Genomic DNA, 16,781 nt, shown 5'->3' with positions numbered 1-16,781 from the left:
ACGCGACGCTCAGAACGGCGCGTCGCCTTCGATCGTCGTGCGGTACAGCTTGCGGCGCAGATGGTCGGGCGTGCCCGCGGCGAGATGCATCAGCGAGCGGTTGTCCCAGAACACGAGGTCGTGATCGCGCCACCGATGCCGATACAGGTGGTCGGCACGCACGCTGTGCGCGAACAGTTCGGCGAGCAGCGCGCGGCTTTCGTCTTCGGGCAAGTCGACGATGCGCGTCGTGAAATGCTCGCTCACGAACAGCGCCTTGCGCCCCGTTTCCGGATGCGTGCGCACGACCGGATGCACGACCGCCTTGACCTGCGCGATCTGCTCGGCCGACAGGTTCGGCCGCCACGGGCTGCGCGCCTGAAGTTCCGCGTAGCGCGCGAGGTACGTATGTTCGGCGCGCCGCCCTTCGACCGCGCGGCGCAGGTGCGCGGGCAGCGTGTCCCATGCGAGATGCATGTTCGCGAACAACGTGTCGCCGCCTTCGGCCGGCAGCTCCTGCGCATGCAGCAGCGAGCCGAGGCTCGGCTTTTCCTTGTACGACAGGTCGGAATGCCAGAAATGACCGGCATCGCCGAGCCCGATCGGCTTGCCGTTTTCGACGATGTTCGACACGATCAGCACTTCCGGGTGCCCGGCCAGCGCGAACTGGTGCAGCACGTGGATCTGCAGCGGCCCGAAGCGGCGGCTGAACGCGATGTGTTGTTCGGGCGTGATGCGCTGGTCGCGAAACACCAGCACGTGATGGTCGAGATGCGCGCGGTGGATGCGCGCGAAGCCGGCCGCGTCGAGCGGTTTCGACAGGTCGAGCCCGACGACTTCGGCGCCGAGCGGCGCATCGAACGGGACGATGTCGAACCGCTGCGCGCCGGCCTCCGGCTCGGGCGCGAGTCGATGGCCGGCGGACGCCGGCGCGGCGGCATGGATGGCGGGAGTCGTCACGGTACAGCCCTTGATTCGGTAAAAATGCGAATCTACGAGCGCGCGCCGGACGGCGTCAACGAAGCGATTCCGATACGTTTATCTGCTGCAGCGATAAAGATCGCTGCTTGGGCGGCGAGCCCGCCGGGGAGGACGGTCGCACCCTGCATCCGTGATCCCGGCCGCCCGCCGCCGCCGCGCTAAGGCTGCCCGCCGCCGCCCGACGCGCCGTAGATCTGCCCCGTCACGTAACTCGCCCGCGACGACGCCAGTTCGACGTAGATCCACGCGAGTTCGGCCGGCTGTCCGGGCCGCCCCATCGGCACCTGCTGGCCGAACGTCTCGACGTTCTTCTCGGTCTGGCCGCCGCTCACCTGCAACGGCGTCCAGAACGGCCCGGGCGCGACGCCGTTCACGCGAATCCCGCGCTGGATCATCTGCTTCGCGAGCCCCTTCGTGAAGTTCGCGATCGCGGCCTTCGTCATCGCGTAGTCGAGCAGGTTCACGGACGGCTCGTACGCGTTGACCGACGTCGTGTTGATGATCGCCGAGCCGGCCGGCATGTGCGGAATCGCCGCGCGCGTGATCCAGAACAGTGCGTACAGGTTGGTGCGCAGCGTCCAGTCGAAGTCCTCGGTGCTGATGTCGAGAATCGAATCGTGGCTGTGCTGGCGCGCCGCGTTGTTCACGAGGATGTCGAGTCCGCCCAGCCCCGCGACCGCCCGCAAGACGAGCCCGTTGCACGCGCCTTCGGTGCGGATGTCGACCGGCAGCGGCACGGCCTTGCGGCCCGCGCTGCGTATGTATTGCACGACTTCGCGCGCGTCGGGTTCCTCGTCCGGCAGATACGCGATCGCGACGTCCGCGCCCTCTCGCGCGAACGCGATCGCGGCCGCGCGCCCGATGCCGGAATCGCCGCCGGTGACGAGCGCCTTTCGGCCGTCGAGGCGGCCGCTGCCGCGGTAGCTGCGCTCGCCGTGATCGGGGCGCGGCGTCATCCGGCCGGCAAGGCCGGGCCACGGCTGGTGCTGCTCGGGAAACGGCGCATGCGGATACAGCGTACGCGGATCGCGCGGTGCGGTGTCGCCGGCATCGGACGCGCCGCCGCTCTGCGCGACCGCCGGAATCGCCACGCCGGCGACGAGGCTCGCCGTCGTGCCCTGCATCCATTTACGGCGGGATTCGGATACTTCGTCTGATGACATGAAAGACTCCGGTGCGTGCGTGAACCGGCCGCGGCCGGTTCCGCGTGTACGGAAGGAGACGAAATGGGGCGCGCCCGCCGCGCGGCTAGAGCGGCCGCGGCCGGTTGCCCGAATCATCGGGCGCGTCGTGCCCGTCGGGCCACGGCTTGCCGGCCGGATCGCGCGCCTCGGTCTGACGCGGATCGTCGGGCACGACCTTGCGCGCCTGGTCGTCCGGAATCGAGTCGAGTTCGCCGCCGCCCGGCGCATGGCTCGCGCGGCCGGGCGGTTCGGCGGGTATCGGCCCGCGCCGCTCCGGCGAAGCGGCCGATTCGCGCGGCTCGACGTGCGGTGCGGTGTCCTTCGGTTGACTGGTCGTCGTCATGGTGGTGCACTCCCTGTGCTGCGGTTTGGCTGCATGGCTGAAGGCCGGCGCGACGCGCATCGAGACGGCCGCCGCGCCCGTGCTTTCAGCAAGCGACATGCCGCCGGTGCCGCGCGCCGGCCATGTAGCCATCCGACCGAACCTCTGAAGAATTTACAAAACCGGCGCCATCCGGCACTGCCGGCGCCCGCCGGGCCCGCGCCACCATGCGATCCGGGCGGGAACCGCGCGCGGCACGCATCTTGCTGCTCTCGGCCCGGATATGGCGGTGGCCCGGACCGACGGCCGCCGGCGGCACCGTATGGTCGTGAGCCTATGAAACCTGCCTCTCCCCTGCTGGAATCGGCGCCGCTTCGCGCCGATCACTTCGTCCAGTTCTACGAGTCCGGCGAGCAGCTCGTGTCGGAAGTCGCGGCGTTCGCGGCCGACGCGCTGTGCGCCGGCGGCAGCGCGATCGTCATCGCGCGGCCCGATCGGCTTGCTGCAGTGCACGACCGCCTGGGCACGTCGATCGATGACGCGGCCCGTGCCCGCATCTTCATGTCGAGCGCGCAGACGCTGCTCGACAGCTTCATGGACCGCGACCTGCCCGACCCCGCGCGCTTTCACCGGTCGATCGGCACGATCGTCGAAACGGCCGTCCGCGCCGGGCGGCCCGTGCACGCGTTCGGCGAAATGGTCGCGCTGCTGTGCGCGCAGAACCGCTACGCGGGCGCGCTGCGGCTCGAAGCGCTGTGGAACGAACTGATCGAGCGGTATCGCTTCTCGCTGTACTGCGGCTATCCGCACGATGCGTTTCCGAGCGCCGAGCAATCGGAGATGTTCCGCCATGTGTGCGCACTGCACCGCCGCATCCTCCCGGCCGCGTCGCTGCGCAGCGACGAAAACGAGCTGCACCTGACGCTCGCGCTGTCGCAGCAGCGCTCGCGCGCGCTGACCGATGAGATCCGCCGCCGCGAGGCCGCCGAACAGCAGCGCAACGGCGTCCTGATGCACGCGCCGTTGCCGATCGCGCTGCTGTCGGGCCCGGAGCACCAGATCGTGCTCGCGAATCATCGCTTCTCCGCGCTGTGCGGCCGCACCGACATCGTGGGCCAGCCGGTGACGTCGGTGCTGCCCGGCGGCGATACGCCCGCGATCGTGCGGGCGCTCGAAGCGGCGCGCCTGCACGGCCGCTCGACGACGATCGGCGAACACCGCGACCGGCACGGGCCGGAGGACGCGGAAGACAGCCGCGTGTACCGGCTGCATTTCAACCCGCAGCCGCTGACCGACGGGCTCGGCGTGATCGTGAGCGCGGTCGAAGTGACCGAGCACGTCGCCGCGCGCGAGAAGCTCGTCGCCGCGAACACCGAGCGCGACCGGCTGCTTGGCGAGCTGCGCGACGCGAACCAGGCGAAGGACCAGTTTCTCGCGGTGCTCGGCCACGAGCTGCGCAATCCGCTCACGCCGATCTCGCTCGCGCTGGAGCTGATTCGCAACCGCGACGGACAGGCGACGCCGAACGAGATCGCGATCATCCAGCGGCAGCTGGACCACATGGTCCGGCTGATCGACGACCTGCTCGACGTGTCGCGCATCACCCGCGGCAAGATCACGCTGAAGAAGGAAGCGGTGCGGCTCACGGACGTCGTCGACCGCGCGGTCGAAGTCGCGAGCCCGCTGCTCGAACAGCGCCGCCACCGGCTGCACGTCGATACCGATCCGGACGCGCGCTGCCACGGCGATCCGATGCGGCTGTCGCAGGCCGTCGCGAACCTGCTGACCAACGCGGCGAAATATACGACACCCGGCGGCGACATCACGGTGCGCGCGACGCGCGGCGCGGACGGCACGGCGATCGTCGAAGTGTGCGACAACGGCGCCGGCATTCCGCCCGATCGCCTCGACAGCATCTTCGAGCCGTTCTACCGGATCGACGGCGAATCGAAGCAGGCGCACGGTGGCCTCGGCATCGGCCTCGCGCTCGTGCGCAGCCTGGTGAACCTGCACGGGGGCACCGTGCGCGCGGACAGCGCCGGCCTCGGCTGCGGCAGCACGTTCACGATCGCGCTGCCCGAGTACCGGCCGAAACCGGTGACGGTCGCCGCGCCGCAAACGCCGCCGAGTATCCGCGCGATGGCGCCCGGCACCGGCCGGCGCGTGATGCTGGTCGACGACAACGAGGATGCCGCGTCGACGCTCGCGCAATGGCTGCGCGATGCCGGTCACGACGTGGCCGTCGTGCACGATCCGGTGACTGCGCTGGCCGCCTTTCGCGCGTATCGGCCGGACGTCGCGATTCTCGATATCGGGCTGCCGGTGATGGACGGCTACGAGTTGCTGCGGCGGCTGAAGGCGATCAACGAAGTCACGCCGTGCACGTTTCTCGCGCTGACCGGCTACGGGCGCAACGCGGATCGCGAACGCTGTCTCGCGACCGGATTCCTCCAGCATTTCGTGAAGCCGGTCGATCCGGCCGCGCTGCATCTCGCGATGAGCCGGCTGGCGTCGGGCGGCGACGCGCACGACGGGGCCGGCGCGGAAACCGGACGCTGAACGCGGCACGCGCGATGCTCGAAGTCGGTATGCCGGCCGCGCGCCGGCGCTCTTTCCTTTCGACACCGAGGAGCATGCCCATGAGCCCGACGAACACGAGCAACCCGACGCCGGATCCGGACGCGACCGACGAGCCGGACACGCCCGACATCCCGCAGACGCCCGAGCGCGAACACTTGCCCGACCTGCCGGACCCGACCGAAGTCGGCGAAGACGGGTAGCCGCGTTGCAGCCGCCGCGCGCGTCGCCGTCACGGCGGCCGCGCGCTTCGTTCACGCTTCTTTCGCATTCCCCGCGCCGGCGGTTCCGTCTGCGCCGCCGGCTTGCGTTGCGGCGCTCGACGGCGGAGAAGCGAGCGCGGGCACTTGCGGCTCGAACACCACCCGCCGCTCGAGCGGATCGAACCGGCACAGCACGCGCATCCCTTCGGCGACCTTCCCGTCGAGCATCGCCTTCGCCAGCTCGTTCTCGATCGACTGACGGATCTGCCGCCGCAGTTCGCGCGCGCCGAACTCGGGCCGGTAGCCTTCGCGCGCGAGATGCTCGACCACCGAGTCGTCGAACACCAGGTCGACGTCCTGGCTGCCCGCGAGCCGCCGCACAGCGTCGAGCTGCAGCCGCACGATGCGCGCGGTTTCTTCACGGCCGAGCGCCTTGAACAGGATGATGTCGTCGATCCGGTTCAGGAACTCGGGCCGGAAATGCTGGCGCAGCACGTTCATCACGCCGGATTCGACCGTCGCGCCCGCGCTGCTGCTGGTGAAGCCGGGCGCGGCGCGCGTCTGGCCCGCGATCACGTCCGCCGCGAGGTTGCTCGTCGCGATGATCAGCGTGTTGCTGAAGTCGACCACGCGCCCCTTGCCGTCGGTCAGCCGCCCGTCGTCGAACACCTGCAGCAGCACGTTGTACACGTCCGGGTGCGCCTTCTCGATCTCGTCGAGCAGGATCACGCTGTACGGCCGCCTGCGCACGCGCTCGGTCAGCTGGCCGCCCTCCTCGTAGCCGACGTAGCCCGGCGGCGAGCCGATCAGCCGCGCGACCGCATGGCGCTCCATGTACTCGCTCATGTCGATCCGCAGCATCGCGTCCTCGTCGCCGAACACGACTTCGGCCAGCGCCTTCGCGAGTTCGGTCTTGCCGACGCCGGTCGGCCCGAGGAACAGGAACACCGCCGTCGGCCGGCGGCGCGCCTGCAGCCCCGCCCGCGCGCGGCGCACCGCGTCGCTGACGGCCGTCACGGCTTCGTCCTGCCCGATCACGCGCTCGCGCAGCCGCGCCTCCATGTTCAGCAGGCGCGCCTTCTCCTCGGCGGTGAGCTGCGCGACCGGGATGCCGGTGAGCTTCGCGACGATCTCGGCGACGACCGCCGCGTCGACCAGCGACGTGCTGCTGCCGATCCGCTGTTTCCACGCGTCGGTGGTGTCGCGCAGCGCGCGCTCCTTCGCGGCCATCTCCTCGCCGAGCGCATGCGCGCGATCGAATTGCCGGCGCGACGCAGCGTAGTCCTGTTCGCGGCGCAGCTGCGCGAGTTCCGCTTCGAGTTCGAGGATCCCGGACGGCCGCGACGTCGACTGCAGGTTCACGCGCGCGGCCGCCTGGTCGATCAGATCGATCGCCTTGTCCGGCAGGAAGCGGCCGGTCACGTAGCGGTCGGACAACTCGGCGGCCGCGACGATCGCGTCGTCGGCGATCGTCACGCGATGGTGCGCCTCGAGGCCGTCGCGCAGCCCGCGCAGGATGTTGATGCTCTGCGCGACGCTCGGCTCGGCGACGAACACCGGCTGAAAGCGCCGCTCCAGCGCCGCGTCCTTCTCGATGTACTTCTGGTATTCGGCGAGCGTCGTCGCGCCGATCAGGTTCAGCTCGCCGCGCGCCATCGCCGGCTTGAACACGTTCGCGATGTCGAGGCCGCCCTCGCCGCCGCCCTGGCCCGCGCCGACGATCGTGTGGATCTCGTCGACGAACAGCACGACCGAATCGCGGTTCGCGGTGATTTCGTCGACGAGCTGCTTCGTGCGTTCCTCGAATTCGCCGCGATACTTCGCACCGGCGACGACCGCGTTCACGTTGAATTCGACCAGTCGTTTCGCGCGCAACGATTCGGGCACGTCGCCGCTGACGATGCGCTGCGCGAGCCCTTCGACGACCGCCGTCTTGCCGACGCCCGGCTCGCCGATCAGCACCGGATTGTTCTTGCGGCGCCGCGCGAGCACCTCGACCATCGTCTCGATCTCGCCCGAGCGGCCGATCACCGGATCGAGCCGCCCTTCGCGCGCGAGCGCGGTCAGGTCTCGGCTGTAGCGGTCGAGCTGCGGCGTGCGCGACGGCTGCGCCGCGCCGTCCGGGCGCGGCCGCGCACCCACGGCCGCGAGCGTGCGCCGGCGCAGCGCGTCGGCATCGACGCCGCCGCGCACGAGCAGCTGGCCGGCGAAGCTGTCCGGCACTTCGGCGAGGCCGATCAGCAGGTGCTCGGGCCCGACGTAACGGTGGCCGAGCTGGCGGGACGCGATGAACGCGCGTTCCAGCGCGCCCTTCAGCCGCGGCGACACGGAGATGTCCGGCGGCGTGTACGCCTGCGCGCGCTCCGCGTGCGGCAACTGCGCGTCGATCCGGCTGCGCAGCCCTGCCGCGTCGATGCCGAACCCGGCGAGCAATTCCGCGACGGTCGGGTTGTCGGCCAGTTCGTACAGCAGGTGTTCGGTATCGACTTCGTGGCGGCCCGCGCGCGCCGCGCGTTCGGCCGAACGCTGGAGCATGTCGCGCGCGAGATCGCTGAAGAACTGCACGATGCCCGCGTGCTCGGCGCTCTCGACGGCCGCCGCGTCGGGCCACGGGACGCCGCCGGCCGGCGGCGCGTCGCTGCGGGCCGCGCCGAGCCCGAACAGCGATTCGAGCGGCGAGAACGCGCGCTGATGACGCGTCAGCTGCGCATAGTGGTAGTCGCATACGTCGAGCGCGCGGCGGCGCCCGTTCTGCAGCATCTCGAGCCGGATCGTCGCCGGGCGCACGCCGCAGATTTCACAGGCCAGTCTTGCCATGATCGTGTCGGTTCGCGAGTGACAGGAACGCATCGCGCCGCAGTGCGCGTGCCTGCCCGGCCGCGGTGCGTTCGGGCCGCGCCGTCATGCGGCCCGGCGCGCGGCCGGCACGATGCCGCCCCGCGCGTTCGGGGCGGTATCGCCGCGCGCATGACACGTGAAGCTAGCGCTTGTTACCCGGTTCGCGCGTGCGTTCGCCGTACGTGTCGTTGCCGCAATGCGGACACTTCGGAATCGGGTGGCCCGCTTGTACATGCGTCGGCCGGTGGCATTTCTCGCAGCGGAAGTCGCCGGTCTTTTCCGCCTTTTCACCTGCGTGCGCCGTCATCGTGATCCTCCTTGCCGGCTTGCGGGCCGGCAGCGCGCCTCATGTGCGAGCGTACGCGGCCGGTCCCGCCCGCAGCGCGTCGCACGAGCGCACCGGGCATTCATCCGCCGCGACACCCGAGTCATCGCGTGCGGCGCCTTTCGTGCGCAATCTCGCTCTTCGGTATCGCGTCCGTGTCTTCGAGCGGCTCGCCGGGGATGCGCCGCTTCGCGGACTGAGCGATCGGCAAGTCCGCCGCCGGCTCGGGGCCGTCATCCACGCCGTCGGTCGCGCCATTGTCCGCGCTGTCGGCCGCGCCGTTGTCCGCGCTCGCGCCGCCCTCGGCATCCAGCTGCCGCTCGGCCTGGTGCCAGTATTCGTCGGCGCGGCCGTCCGGCGAGCCGTCGGCCTGCCACAGCCGGTACGCGCGCTCCCTGATCTGCGTTTCCCTGTCTTCGTTCATGTCGTTCTCCTTATCCGGCAGCGGCGATCAGCGGTCCGGGCGCGACGGCGCCGACACCGCGCCGAGCGTCGACGAGATGCCGCCGTCGGCCGACGTGGCCAGATCGCCGAGTGACACGATCCCGACGAGCCGTTTCTCGCGGTCGACCACCGGCACGCGGCGGATCTGCGCGTCCTCCATCTTCTTTTGCACCGCCGAGATGTCGTCGTCCTCGTAACACCAGTTGGCCGGGCCGCTGACGACGCCCTCGACCGGCTCGTCGGGCCGCACGCCCATCGACACCGCGCGCACGACGATGTCGCGGTCCGTCAGCATGCCGATGAGCCGCGTGCCGTCGCAGACGGGCAGCGAACCGACGTTCAGGTCGTCCATCAGCTTCGCCGCCTCGCGCAGGCTCTGCGTCGGCGCGATGGTCGCGGCGTCGCGTGTCATCACTTCAGCTACACGTGTCATGTTTCGCTCCTTGGTAAGCCGCCGGGGGCGGCGTGCTGCACGAGCATCGAACGTTCCGGCGGCCGCGCTGCCGGTTCGCCGTCAGTTCTCCGTCGAGCAGCGCACCGACGTCAGCCCGGCCGTTTCGACGATCGTCATCAGCTGCTTCAGCATCGCGTCGGTGGTCGGGGATTCGCGCCATTGCACGAACAGTTCTTCCTCGCGCAGCACATTGGCGGCCGTCTCGCGAAAACCGCGCGTGCGGCAGGTGAAACCGGCGTCGCGCAGCTTGTCGGTCAACTCTTCGCGCGCCGCCGAGCCGAACGGATATTCGATCGTGAGCAGCGCGTTCCTCGTGCGCCGCAAGCCTAGCTCGACGAACCGCAGCGGCCAGACGACGAGCAGCGCCAGCACCATCCCGAGCGCGCCCAGCAGCAACTGGCCGCCGCCGATGCACAGCCCGATGACCGTCACGAACCACAGCGTCGCGGCCGTGGTCACGCCCGACACGAGGCCGTCGCGATGCATGATCGCGCCGCCGCCGATGAAGCCCATGCCGGTCAGGATGCCGAGCGGCAACCGCATCAGATCGAGCTGGGAGAAACCGTCCTCCGGCTTGCCAGCCTGCAGCAACAGCGCGTTGACCAGCAGCATCGACAGGCACGCGGCGAGACACACGAGGATCGTCGTGCGCAGCCCGGCCGTCTTGCCGGACTCGCTGCGGTTCAAGCCGACCAGCGCGCCCGCGACCAGCGCCAGCGCGATCCTGGCAAGAACGTCGTTCCAATGAAGTACGACCGGCATCGGGTCCATATGAGCCTCCCATGCAAATCGTCATGCGTAATGCGTCGCGGTACCGCCGCGAACGATGCTTGCGCGACGCAAGGTTCGGGCCTGCGCCCCCCGTCCGGTGTGCGGCGCCCCCGCAGAAACGCGCGGCACCGTGTAGCGCGGCGACGCGAATTGTAGAAAGGTCGCAGTCGCGCCGACGCTTATCGTCACGCCATGGCGTCGCCCGTTTCCCGGCCCCTTCCGTGCGTTTCGAATCGTGTCCGTGCATCTGCGACGATCGCGCACCGGTATCGTCATCGTGGAGCCGCATCATGTGCTGCGGCGATGACGGTTTCGGAACGGTGCGAAGGCGCGGCCGACGCGCGGCGGAACGCGCTACACACCTTGACCGACCGTTCTGGCCGCGGACAATTCAGCGTCGGCACGGTGCGCCGCACGGGTTCGAATCCTGCACCGGCATCCCGCACCATTGGCGCGGCGCCGCGGCCCTGCCGTCGCGCGCACGGCTCCGCATACGGGGTCCCGGTTACGAAGGAGTTCGACCATGCTCACGCAGAAAACGAAAGACATCGTCAAGGCCACGGCCCCGGTGCTCGCGCAACACGGCTACGACATCATCAAGTGCTTCTACACGAAGCTGTACGATGCGCATCCGGAGTTGAAGAACGTGTTCAACATGGCGCACCAGGAACAGGGGCAGCAACAACAGGCGCTGGCGCGCGCCGTCTATGCGTATGCGGAGAACATCGAGGATCCGAGCAGCCTCGCGGCAGTGCTGAAGAACATCGCGAACAAGCACGCGAGCCTCGGCGTGCGGCCGGAGCACTATCCGATCGTCGGCGAAAACCTGCTCGCGGCGATCAAGGACACGCTCGGCGACGCGGCTACCGACGACATCATCTCCGCTTGGGCGCACGCGTACGGCAATCTCGCCGACGTGCTGATGGGGATGGAAAGCAGCCTGTATGAACAATCGTCCGAGCGGCTCGGCGGCTGGACCGGCTGGCGCACCTTCGTCGTGCGCGAGAAGCGGCCCGAGAGCAGCGTCATCACGTCGTTCATCCTCGAGCCGGCCGACGGCAAGCCGGTCGCGAACTTCGAGCCCGGCCAGTACATCAGCGTCGCGGTCGGCGTGCCCGAGCTCGCGCTGCAGCAGATCCGCCAGTACAGCCTGTCCGACATGCCGAACGGGCGCACGTACCGGATCTCGGTGAAGCGCGAAAGCGGCGGCAACTATCCGCCGGGCTACGTGTCGTGCCTGCTGCACGACCATGTGAACGTGGGCGACGAGATCAGGGTTGCCGCGCCGTACGGCAACTTCCACATCGACGTCCATGCGAAGACGCCGATCGTGCTGATCAGCGGCGGCGTCGGACTGACGCCGATGATCAGCATGCTCAAGCGCGCGATCCAGGATCCGCAGCGGCAGGTCGTGTTCGTGCACGGCGCGCGCAACAGCGGCGTGCACGCGATGCGCGACCGGCTGCGCGAAACCGCGAACACGTATGCGAACTTCAATCTCCTCGTGTTCTACGACGATCCGCTGCCGCAGGACGTCGAAGGCGCCGATTACGACATGAAGGGCCTGGTCGACGTGAACGCGATCAAGGGCGCGATTCTGCTGCCCGACGCCGATTACTACATCTGCGGCCCGGTGCCGTTCATGCGGATCCAGCACGATGCGCTGAAGAACCTCGGCATCCACGAGACGCGGATTCACTACGAGGTGTTCGGACCGGACCTGTTCGCCGAATGACGGACGCGAGTTGCACGTCGCGCCGGCTGACGGCGTGCGACGTTGACCGGCAGGCGGCGACGGCGCCGACGTACTGACCGCCGCCGGACGACGGCGGCCCCGCTCGCCGGTGCACGCGCCGCGGTGCGGGTTGCCTGCTCGGCCGAGCACGTGGGCATGCGCTGCCGCATGGTCGGCACGGCGTCGCGTGCGTCTCACGCGTATCCGAGCGGATACGAGTCCGCGCTCCATTGCGATTTGATGCCTTCCGGTTTCCGATCGGGTACGAAACGACGCACCGGCCGGGGCGATCGTCGGTTCGTTCCTGCACGGATACGAAATGATGTCCGGCCCGGCGAATTGTGCAATACTGTTCCCGATCAGATACGAAGCATGGAGAACATCATGTCCGAGCCGCAGTCCGTCGACTCGATCGGCGCGCTCGCCCACCTCATCCGCGCGGCGCGGCTCCAGCAGGGTTTCACGCGCGACGAACTCGCGAACGCGACCGGGCTGTCGCCGAAGTTCATCAGCCAGGTGGAAGCCGGCAAGCCCACCGCGCAGATCGGCAAGGTCATGCTGCTGCTCGGCGAACTCGGCGTGCGGCTGTACGCGGAATCGTCGGTCGAGATTTCGGAAGCCGCCGCGCTGAAGGCCGCGCAACGCCGCAGGAGCAGCCATGGCAGCTAGAACGCTGATCGCGTCCGCGAACGGCGTGCGCATGGGCACGCTGACCGACGACAAAGGGATCTGGTCGTTCGCGTACGACCCGCAATGGCTCGCGTCCCCGGCCGCGTATCCGCTGTCGCCGGCCTTCGCGCTGCGCGCCGGCCCGTTCACCGACACGTCGACCGATCGCCCGGTCCAGTGGTTCTTCGACAACCTGCTGCCCGAGGAAGGCATGCGCACGTCGCTCGCGCGCGAGGCGAAGGTCGATGCCGCCGACGCGTGGGGCCTGCTCGCGTATTTCGGGCGCGAATCGGCCGGTGCGCTGACGCTGCTGCCGGACGGCGAGCGCGAAGCGCCGGGCAGCCTGCAGCCGCTGCCGCTCGACGAACTCGAACGGCGGATCCAGGCAATGCCGGAGCGCGCACTGACGGCCACAGCGCCCAAGCGCATGTCGGCGGCCGGCGCGCAGCAGAAGCTGCTGCTGGTGCTGCGCGGCGACGCGCCCAACTATGCGCTGTACGAGCCGGTCGGCAGCGAGCCGTCGATGCACCTGCTGAAGCCGGACATGCGCGCGGCCGGCTATCCGCATTCGGCGATCAACGAATTCTTCTGCATGACGCTCGCGAAAAAGATGGGGCTCGACGTGCCGAACGTGCATTTCCTGCGTGCGCCGTCTGCGTGCTACGTGATCGACCGGTTCGACCGCGATGTCGCGTCGAAACCCGCCGGCCGCCTACATACGATCGACGCGATGCAGCTGCTCAACTACGACCGCGGCTTCAAGTACCAGCGCGCGAACGCGCAAGAGCTCGCGCGCGCGGTCGAGCGCACCAGCACGCGCGCGCTCACGCGTCTGGCGGTGTTCCGCTGGACCGTGTTCAACGTGGTGGTCGGCAATGCCGATGCGCATCTGAAGAACCTGTCGTTCTTCGTCGATGCGCGCGGCTACCGGCTCGCGCCGTTCTACGACATCGTGAGCACCGTCGTGTACCACACGCCGACGCATCGGCCCGATCAGCGCGGCGATCACTGGCCGCATTGCGAACTGACGATGCCGCTCGGGAATGCGACCCGGTTTGCCGATATCGACGTGAATGCGCTCGTTGCGTTCGGTCAGGCGCTCGGGCTCAGGGATAAGGCGGCCGCCAGTGAATTGCAGCGCTTTCTCGAGCCGCTGGATCGTCACGTCGATCAGGCGATCGATGAAGTCCGGAAGATCGCGCGGCCGGACGCCGGGGAAATGCGGCTGCTGAATTCGATCGTCGCGATGCCGATCGCGGAGATGGGGCGCGCGCTGCGGGGAATGCGGAACTGAGCGGCCATGCGCGGGCAGCCGCGCGTCCTGCTCTACTGCCCGCGCTCGCCGGAGACTGCGACGCCCCGTGCGCGATGCACGTCAGCGCCGCAACGCCGCCCTTTCTTATTGAACGTTCCAGGTGCCAGTTTCAACGGCGATATTCATTCGCATCGCCGTTATCAGGATAATTTTTCTTATCACAATACGTCGATTGAAGAACAAAACTCGAGCGCGCCGAAAACGCCGCACGCGGGCGGCGGGCGGCACCGTCACCGCCCGATCGGCAGCCCGGTCGGCTCGATCCATCCGAGCTTGTACGCAATCAGCAGCGATAGGAACAGCGTGATCGACAACCCGACGCGCGCCGCGAGCGACCATGCCATCCGCTTGCTCCTGCCGCGGTCGTGATTCATGAAATACAGCGCAAAAATCAGGCTTCCGATGATCAGCACGAAAGCCGCCGAAACCAGCGCAATCTTCATTGTTGATGCTCCTTGAGGCCTGCATCGGCCTTCAGCAGTTCGGCGAGTTTCTGCCGCTCGGCAGCGACGTCGGCGACGCCCGAGGCCGGCCAGTCCAGCGCGACGCCGTTGCCGAGCGAATCGCGCACGAGCGTCTGGTAACGCCGGTCGCTGATCCGCCCTTCGGTTATCGCTTCCGCGATCTCATGTCGGAACGGTAGCGGAAAGCTTGCGTATCCGCGCGACAGCGCCGCATATTGCCGCGCGTCGATTTCCTTCGACGACGGCACGACCGCCCACACGACGACGGCAACGATGGCGGCGAACGGAATCGCCGTGTAGCGGAGGACGAACTTGATCGGAGTCATGACGCGGATATCGAGGTGGCGGCGTACTGACGGCGGACGGGCGCCGCGTTGAACCGGAAGCAGCCGGCAACCGGTTGCGTGGGCGATGCCGCGCCCCAGCAAAGGCCGGTTCCGTCGGCATTGGACGACATTGTACTTAAAGCGCAATACGACTAACAGAGTATGATAATGCCGTTATCATGATGCGCAGACGCCGCGCGCCCCCGGCCCCTTTTGCCGCCGGTCCATGCGGCCGACCGACATCGACGTCCGCCGTTCCCTCCATGCTGCCGTGCGCGATCCGGCGATTGAGCGAAACCCTATGCCAGCGCAGTATTTTCGAAACCTGACGGGAAAACACCGCAGCGCGAGCGCGAACCGTCAGCTCGGCTTTACGCTGGCCTTCGTCGCCGGCGCGGCCAACGCCGGCGGCTTCCTCGCGGTCCGGCAATACACGTCGCACATGAGCGGCATCGTGTCGGCCATCGCCGAGCAGACGGCGCTCGGCGATCTTCCGCTCGCGCTGGCCGGCATCAGCTCGCTCGCGTCGTTCCTGGTCGGCGCCAGCTGCTCGGCGATCCTCGTCAACTGGGGGCGCCGGCGCGGGCTGCAGAGCCAGTTCGTGCTGCCGCTGCTGGTCGAAGCGGTGCTGCTGCTCCTGTTCGGGTTGCTCGGCACCCATCTCGCGCTGTGGGAGGCGTTCTTCGTGCCGGTCACCGTCACGCTGCTGTGCTTCATCATGGGGTTGCAGAACGCAACCATCACGAAGCTGTCCGGCGCGGAAATCCGCACGACGCACGTGACCGGCATCGTGACCGACCTCGGCATCGAACTCGGCAAGCTGTTCTACTGGAACCGGACGGCCATCGACGTGGACGCGCACGCGGTCATCGCCAACCGTTCGAAACTGCGGATTCACGCGACGATGCTCGCGTCGTTCTTCGTCGGCGGGCTCGTCGGCGCGATCGGCTTCAAGCATGTCGGCTACGTGTCGACCGTGCCGCTCGCCGCGCTGCTCGTGATGCTCGCGGCCATGCCCGTGATCGACGACCTGCTCGCGTGGCTGGAGCGCCGGCATTGAGCCGGCACCGCCACGGCGCTGCGCCAAAAGCCGATGGATTATAATTTGATTAACATGTCGACCACCCACGCCTGACGATGGAAACCAAAACCGCCCGCCTGACCGTCCTGATCGATCCCGCCAAGAAAGAAGCGTTCGAAATGCTGTGCGCGGAGCAGGACCTGACGCCGTCGCAAGTCGTGCGCCAGTTGATCCGCGAATATCTGGACAAGCACGGCGTCACGTACAAGACGAGAAGCGCGCTCGGCAAGCGCGTGAAGTAACGTTCAGGCCGGCGCGATCACGCGCAGATTTCCCATCGTGGATGTTCCCGCGTGCGCCATACCAGCCGCGCGGGATCGATGCACTCTCCCGCCTTCATCCGCCGGGCCGTGGAAGCGAGCTTGAGCTCGCCAGCCGACGCGAATCCGAGCGCACGCTCGAGCAGGATGCGCAACGACGGCAACGGGTTGCCGTTCTTCCACGCGAACGCGATGAAGTTGTTGTCGTCGCCGCACGGCACGAGCGTGTACGAATCGTCGAACACCGCACGCAGCTGCTCGAGATGGCGCGGCAGCGCCGGATCGTCGTCCATGAAATTGATCGCGAGCACGCCCGTCTCGCTGAGCCGTGCGCGGCACGCGTCGAGGAACGCGGTGCCCGTGCAGCGGCCCGGCGTGCCGTCGGCGACGAACGCGTCGTGCAGGATCACGTCCGCCCGGACGTCGGGCCTGGCGACGTAGTCCGCGCCGTCCGCGCACACCACCGCGAACCGCGCATCGTCCTTCGGAATCCGGAACACGTCGCGCAGCGCGATCACGTCGGGGTTGATCTCGACCGCGTCGATCGCGGTGCCGGACAGGTGCCGATAGCAGTACTTCACGAGCGACCCGCCGCCGAGCCCGATCATGCAGATGCGCGCGGGTGCCGGCTGCAGCAGCAGGAACGCCATCATCACGCGCGTGTAGCCGAGTTCGAGCCGCACCGGATCCTTCAGCGACATGAAGCTCTGCGTGCCGAGGTGATCGAAATGCAGCGACACCGCGTGCTTCGTCTCGAGCACGAACGGACGGCCGTCGTTCAACGGCATCGCCAGGAAACGCAGGAATGCGTCATACGATGTTCGATCGTCGCTCATGCTCGCGAGTCCGGTTG

Annotated in this window: 18 protein-coding genes; 7 read left to right on the top strand and 11 right to left on the bottom strand. The window is 68.4% G+C overall.

Annotated elements, in window-relative coordinates:
• Window positions 1-9: 9 nt before the first annotated feature.
• The 3 genes from BSE24067_RS11645 to BSE24067_RS11635 form a co-directional block, all read right to left on the bottom strand.
• Window positions 10-939 (bottom strand): TauD/TfdA dioxygenase family protein, encoded by a 930-nt coding sequence (locus BSE24067_RS11645; RefSeq protein WP_151066300.1) that lies wholly within the window; start codon window positions 937-939, stop codon window positions 10-12.
• A gap of 179 nt (window positions 940-1,118) precedes the next feature.
• Entirely contained in the window at window positions 1,119-2,123 is a 1,005-nt protein-coding gene (locus BSE24067_RS11640; RefSeq protein WP_151066301.1) for an SDR family oxidoreductase, read from the bottom strand.
• An 85-nt stretch (window positions 2,124-2,208) separates the two neighbouring features.
• Window positions 2,209-2,487, bottom strand: coding sequence for a hypothetical protein (locus BSE24067_RS11635; RefSeq protein WP_151066302.1), 279 nt, complete (start codon window positions 2,485-2,487; stop codon window positions 2,209-2,211).
• Window positions 2,488-2,802: 315 nt separating this feature from the next.
• On the opposite strand from BSE24067_RS11635, the gene BSE24067_RS11630 reads away from it, so the two are divergent.
• Window positions 2,803-5,025: a hybrid sensor histidine kinase/response regulator gene (locus tag BSE24067_RS11630; RefSeq protein ID WP_151066303.1), complete on the top strand. Its 2,223-nt coding sequence runs from the start codon at window positions 2,803-2,805 to the stop codon at window positions 5,023-5,025.
• 80 nt (window positions 5,026-5,105) lie between these two features.
• Window positions 5,106-5,246 carry a hypothetical protein gene (locus BSE24067_RS11625; protein ID WP_170297521.1) on the top strand — a complete coding sequence of 47 codons (141 nt, stop codon included), beginning with the start codon at window positions 5,106-5,108 and terminating at the stop codon, window positions 5,244-5,246.
• Between the two features lie 51 nt (window positions 5,247-5,297).
• Here the strand turns inward: BSE24067_RS11625 and BSE24067_RS11620 are convergent, their stop codons facing one another.
• The 5 genes from BSE24067_RS11620 to BSE24067_RS11600 form a co-directional block, all read right to left on the bottom strand.
• A complete protein-coding gene (locus tag BSE24067_RS11620) occupies window positions 5,298-8,063 on the bottom strand; it encodes an ATP-dependent Clp protease ATP-binding subunit (protein ID WP_174904760.1) in 2,766 nt (921 codons plus the stop codon).
• A gap of 163 nt (window positions 8,064-8,226) precedes the next feature.
• Window positions 8,227-8,391 carry a zinc ribbon-containing protein gene (locus tag BSE24067_RS11615; protein ID WP_151068074.1) on the bottom strand — a complete coding sequence of 55 codons (165 nt, stop codon included), beginning with the start codon at window positions 8,389-8,391 and terminating at the stop codon, window positions 8,227-8,229.
• Window positions 8,392-8,512: 121 nt separating this feature from the next.
• Complete coding sequence (locus BSE24067_RS11610; RefSeq protein ID WP_151068076.1) at window positions 8,513-8,833, bottom strand: DUF2934 domain-containing protein; 321 nt, start codon at window positions 8,831-8,833, stop codon at window positions 8,513-8,515.
• Between the two features lie 27 nt (window positions 8,834-8,860).
• On the bottom strand, window positions 8,861-9,286 hold the full coding sequence (locus BSE24067_RS11605; protein WP_151068078.1) for a CBS domain-containing protein: 426 nt from the start codon (window positions 9,284-9,286) through the stop codon (window positions 8,861-8,863).
• An 81-nt stretch (window positions 9,287-9,367) separates the two neighbouring features.
• Window positions 9,368-10,078: an MgtC/SapB family protein gene (locus tag BSE24067_RS11600; protein WP_151068079.1), complete on the bottom strand. Its 711-nt coding sequence runs from the start codon at window positions 10,076-10,078 to the stop codon at window positions 9,368-9,370.
• Between the two features lie 523 nt (window positions 10,079-10,601).
• Between BSE24067_RS11600 and hmpA the strand changes: the two genes are divergently transcribed.
• The 3 genes from hmpA to BSE24067_RS11585 all read left to right on the top strand — a co-directional run bounded on the left by hmpA (window position 10,602) and on the right by BSE24067_RS11585 (window position 13,776).
• Window positions 10,602-11,813, top strand: coding sequence for an NO-inducible flavohemoprotein (hmpA, locus tag BSE24067_RS11595; protein ID WP_151068081.1), 1,212 nt, complete (start codon window positions 10,602-10,604; stop codon window positions 11,811-11,813).
• A gap of 384 nt (window positions 11,814-12,197) precedes the next feature.
• On the top strand, window positions 12,198-12,482 hold the full coding sequence (locus BSE24067_RS11590) for a helix-turn-helix domain-containing protein (protein ID WP_151068083.1): 285 nt from the start codon (window positions 12,198-12,200) through the stop codon (window positions 12,480-12,482).
• Window positions 12,472-13,776 carry a HipA domain-containing protein gene (locus BSE24067_RS11585; RefSeq protein WP_151068085.1) on the top strand — a complete coding sequence of 435 codons (1,305 nt, stop codon included), beginning with the start codon at window positions 12,472-12,474 and terminating at the stop codon, window positions 13,774-13,776. Before BSE24067_RS11590 ends, BSE24067_RS11585 begins: the two co-directional genes overlap by 11 nt.
• A gap of 251 nt (window positions 13,777-14,027) precedes the next feature.
• Here the strand turns inward: BSE24067_RS11585 and BSE24067_RS11580 are convergent, their stop codons facing one another.
• Together BSE24067_RS11580 and BSE24067_RS11575 are read right to left on the bottom strand one after the other, a co-directional pair.
• Entirely contained in the window at window positions 14,028-14,240 is a 213-nt protein-coding gene (locus tag BSE24067_RS11580) for a twin transmembrane helix small protein (RefSeq protein WP_151068086.1), read from the bottom strand.
• Window positions 14,237-14,587 carry a hypothetical protein gene (locus tag BSE24067_RS11575; RefSeq protein ID WP_151068102.1) on the bottom strand — a complete coding sequence of 117 codons (351 nt, stop codon included), beginning with the start codon at window positions 14,585-14,587 and terminating at the stop codon, window positions 14,237-14,239. The genes BSE24067_RS11580 and BSE24067_RS11575 overlap by 4 nt, the downstream gene beginning before the upstream one ends.
• Window positions 14,588-14,888: 301 nt before the next feature.
• On the opposite strand from BSE24067_RS11575, the gene BSE24067_RS11570 reads away from it, so the two are divergent.
• Window positions 14,889-15,647: a YoaK family protein gene (locus BSE24067_RS11570; RefSeq protein WP_151068088.1), complete on the top strand. Its 759-nt coding sequence runs from the start codon at window positions 14,889-14,891 to the stop codon at window positions 15,645-15,647.
• Between the two features lie 77 nt (window positions 15,648-15,724).
• Window positions 15,725-15,910: a ribbon-helix-helix protein, CopG family gene (locus tag BSE24067_RS11565; RefSeq protein WP_151068090.1), complete on the top strand. Its 186-nt coding sequence runs from the start codon at window positions 15,725-15,727 to the stop codon at window positions 15,908-15,910.
• A 17-nt stretch (window positions 15,911-15,927) separates the two neighbouring features.
• Here BSE24067_RS11565 and BSE24067_RS11560 read toward each other — a convergent pair whose 3' ends face one another.
• Window positions 15,928-16,764 (bottom strand): spermine/spermidine synthase domain-containing protein, encoded by an 837-nt coding sequence (locus tag BSE24067_RS11560; protein WP_151068092.1) that lies wholly within the window; start codon window positions 16,762-16,764, stop codon window positions 15,928-15,930.
• Window positions 16,765-16,781 lie beyond the last annotated feature (17 nt).

Source organism: Burkholderia latens (genome assembly GCF_902499045.1).
GTDB lineage: Bacteria > Pseudomonadota > Gammaproteobacteria > Burkholderiales > Burkholderiaceae > Burkholderia > Burkholderia latens.
The sequence above is the reverse complement of the archived record's forward strand: the minus strand, read 5'-3'. Positions and strand labels throughout refer to the sequence as shown.

Excerpts from the sequence above, each read along its gene's own strand:
- BSE24067_RS11635 (WP_151066302.1), bottom strand. The coding sequence starts at position 2,487 with ATGACGACGACCAGTCAACCGAAGGACACCGCACCGCACGTCGAGCCG.
- BSE24067_RS11630 (WP_151066303.1), top strand. The coding sequence starts at position 2,803 with ATGAAACCTGCCTCTCCCCTGCTGGAATCGGCGCCGCTTCGCGCCGAT.
- BSE24067_RS11575 (WP_151068102.1), bottom strand. The coding sequence starts at position 14,587 with ATGACTCCGATCAAGTTCGTCCTCCGCTACACGGCGATTCCGTTCGCC.
- BSE24067_RS11640 (WP_151066301.1), bottom strand. The coding sequence starts at position 2,123 with ATGTCATCAGACGAAGTATCCGAATCCCGCCGTAAATGGATGCAGGGC.
- BSE24067_RS11625 (WP_170297521.1), top strand. The coding sequence starts at position 5,106 with ATGAGCCCGACGAACACGAGCAACCCGACGCCGGATCCGGACGCGACC.
- BSE24067_RS11605 (WP_151068078.1), bottom strand. The coding sequence starts at position 9,286 with ATGACACGTGTAGCTGAAGTGATGACACGCGACGCCGCGACCATCGCG.
- BSE24067_RS11570 (WP_151068088.1), top strand. The coding sequence starts at position 14,889 with ATGCCAGCGCAGTATTTTCGAAACCTGACGGGAAAACACCGCAGCGCG.
- BSE24067_RS11590 (WP_151068083.1), top strand. The coding sequence starts at position 12,198 with ATGTCCGAGCCGCAGTCCGTCGACTCGATCGGCGCGCTCGCCCACCTC.
- hmpA (WP_151068081.1), top strand. The coding sequence starts at position 10,602 with ATGCTCACGCAGAAAACGAAAGACATCGTCAAGGCCACGGCCCCGGTG.
- BSE24067_RS11600 (WP_151068079.1), bottom strand. The coding sequence starts at position 10,078 with ATGGACCCGATGCCGGTCGTACTTCATTGGAACGACGTTCTTGCCAGG.
- BSE24067_RS11580 (WP_151068086.1), bottom strand. The coding sequence starts at position 14,240 with ATGAAGATTGCGCTGGTTTCGGCGGCTTTCGTGCTGATCATCGGAAGC.
- BSE24067_RS11560 (WP_151068092.1), bottom strand. The coding sequence starts at position 16,764 with ATGAGCGACGATCGAACATCGTATGACGCATTCCTGCGTTTCCTGGCG.
- BSE24067_RS11565 (WP_151068090.1), top strand. The coding sequence starts at position 15,725 with ATGGAAACCAAAACCGCCCGCCTGACCGTCCTGATCGATCCCGCCAAG.
- BSE24067_RS11615 (WP_151068074.1), bottom strand. The coding sequence starts at position 8,391 with ATGACGGCGCACGCAGGTGAAAAGGCGGAAAAGACCGGCGACTTCCGC.
- BSE24067_RS11620 (WP_174904760.1), bottom strand. The coding sequence starts at position 8,063 with ATGGCAAGACTGGCCTGTGAAATCTGCGGCGTGCGCCCGGCGACGATC.
- BSE24067_RS11610 (WP_151068076.1), bottom strand. The coding sequence starts at position 8,833 with ATGAACGAAGACAGGGAAACGCAGATCAGGGAGCGCGCGTACCGGCTG.
- BSE24067_RS11585 (WP_151068085.1), top strand. The coding sequence starts at position 12,472 with ATGGCAGCTAGAACGCTGATCGCGTCCGCGAACGGCGTGCGCATGGGC.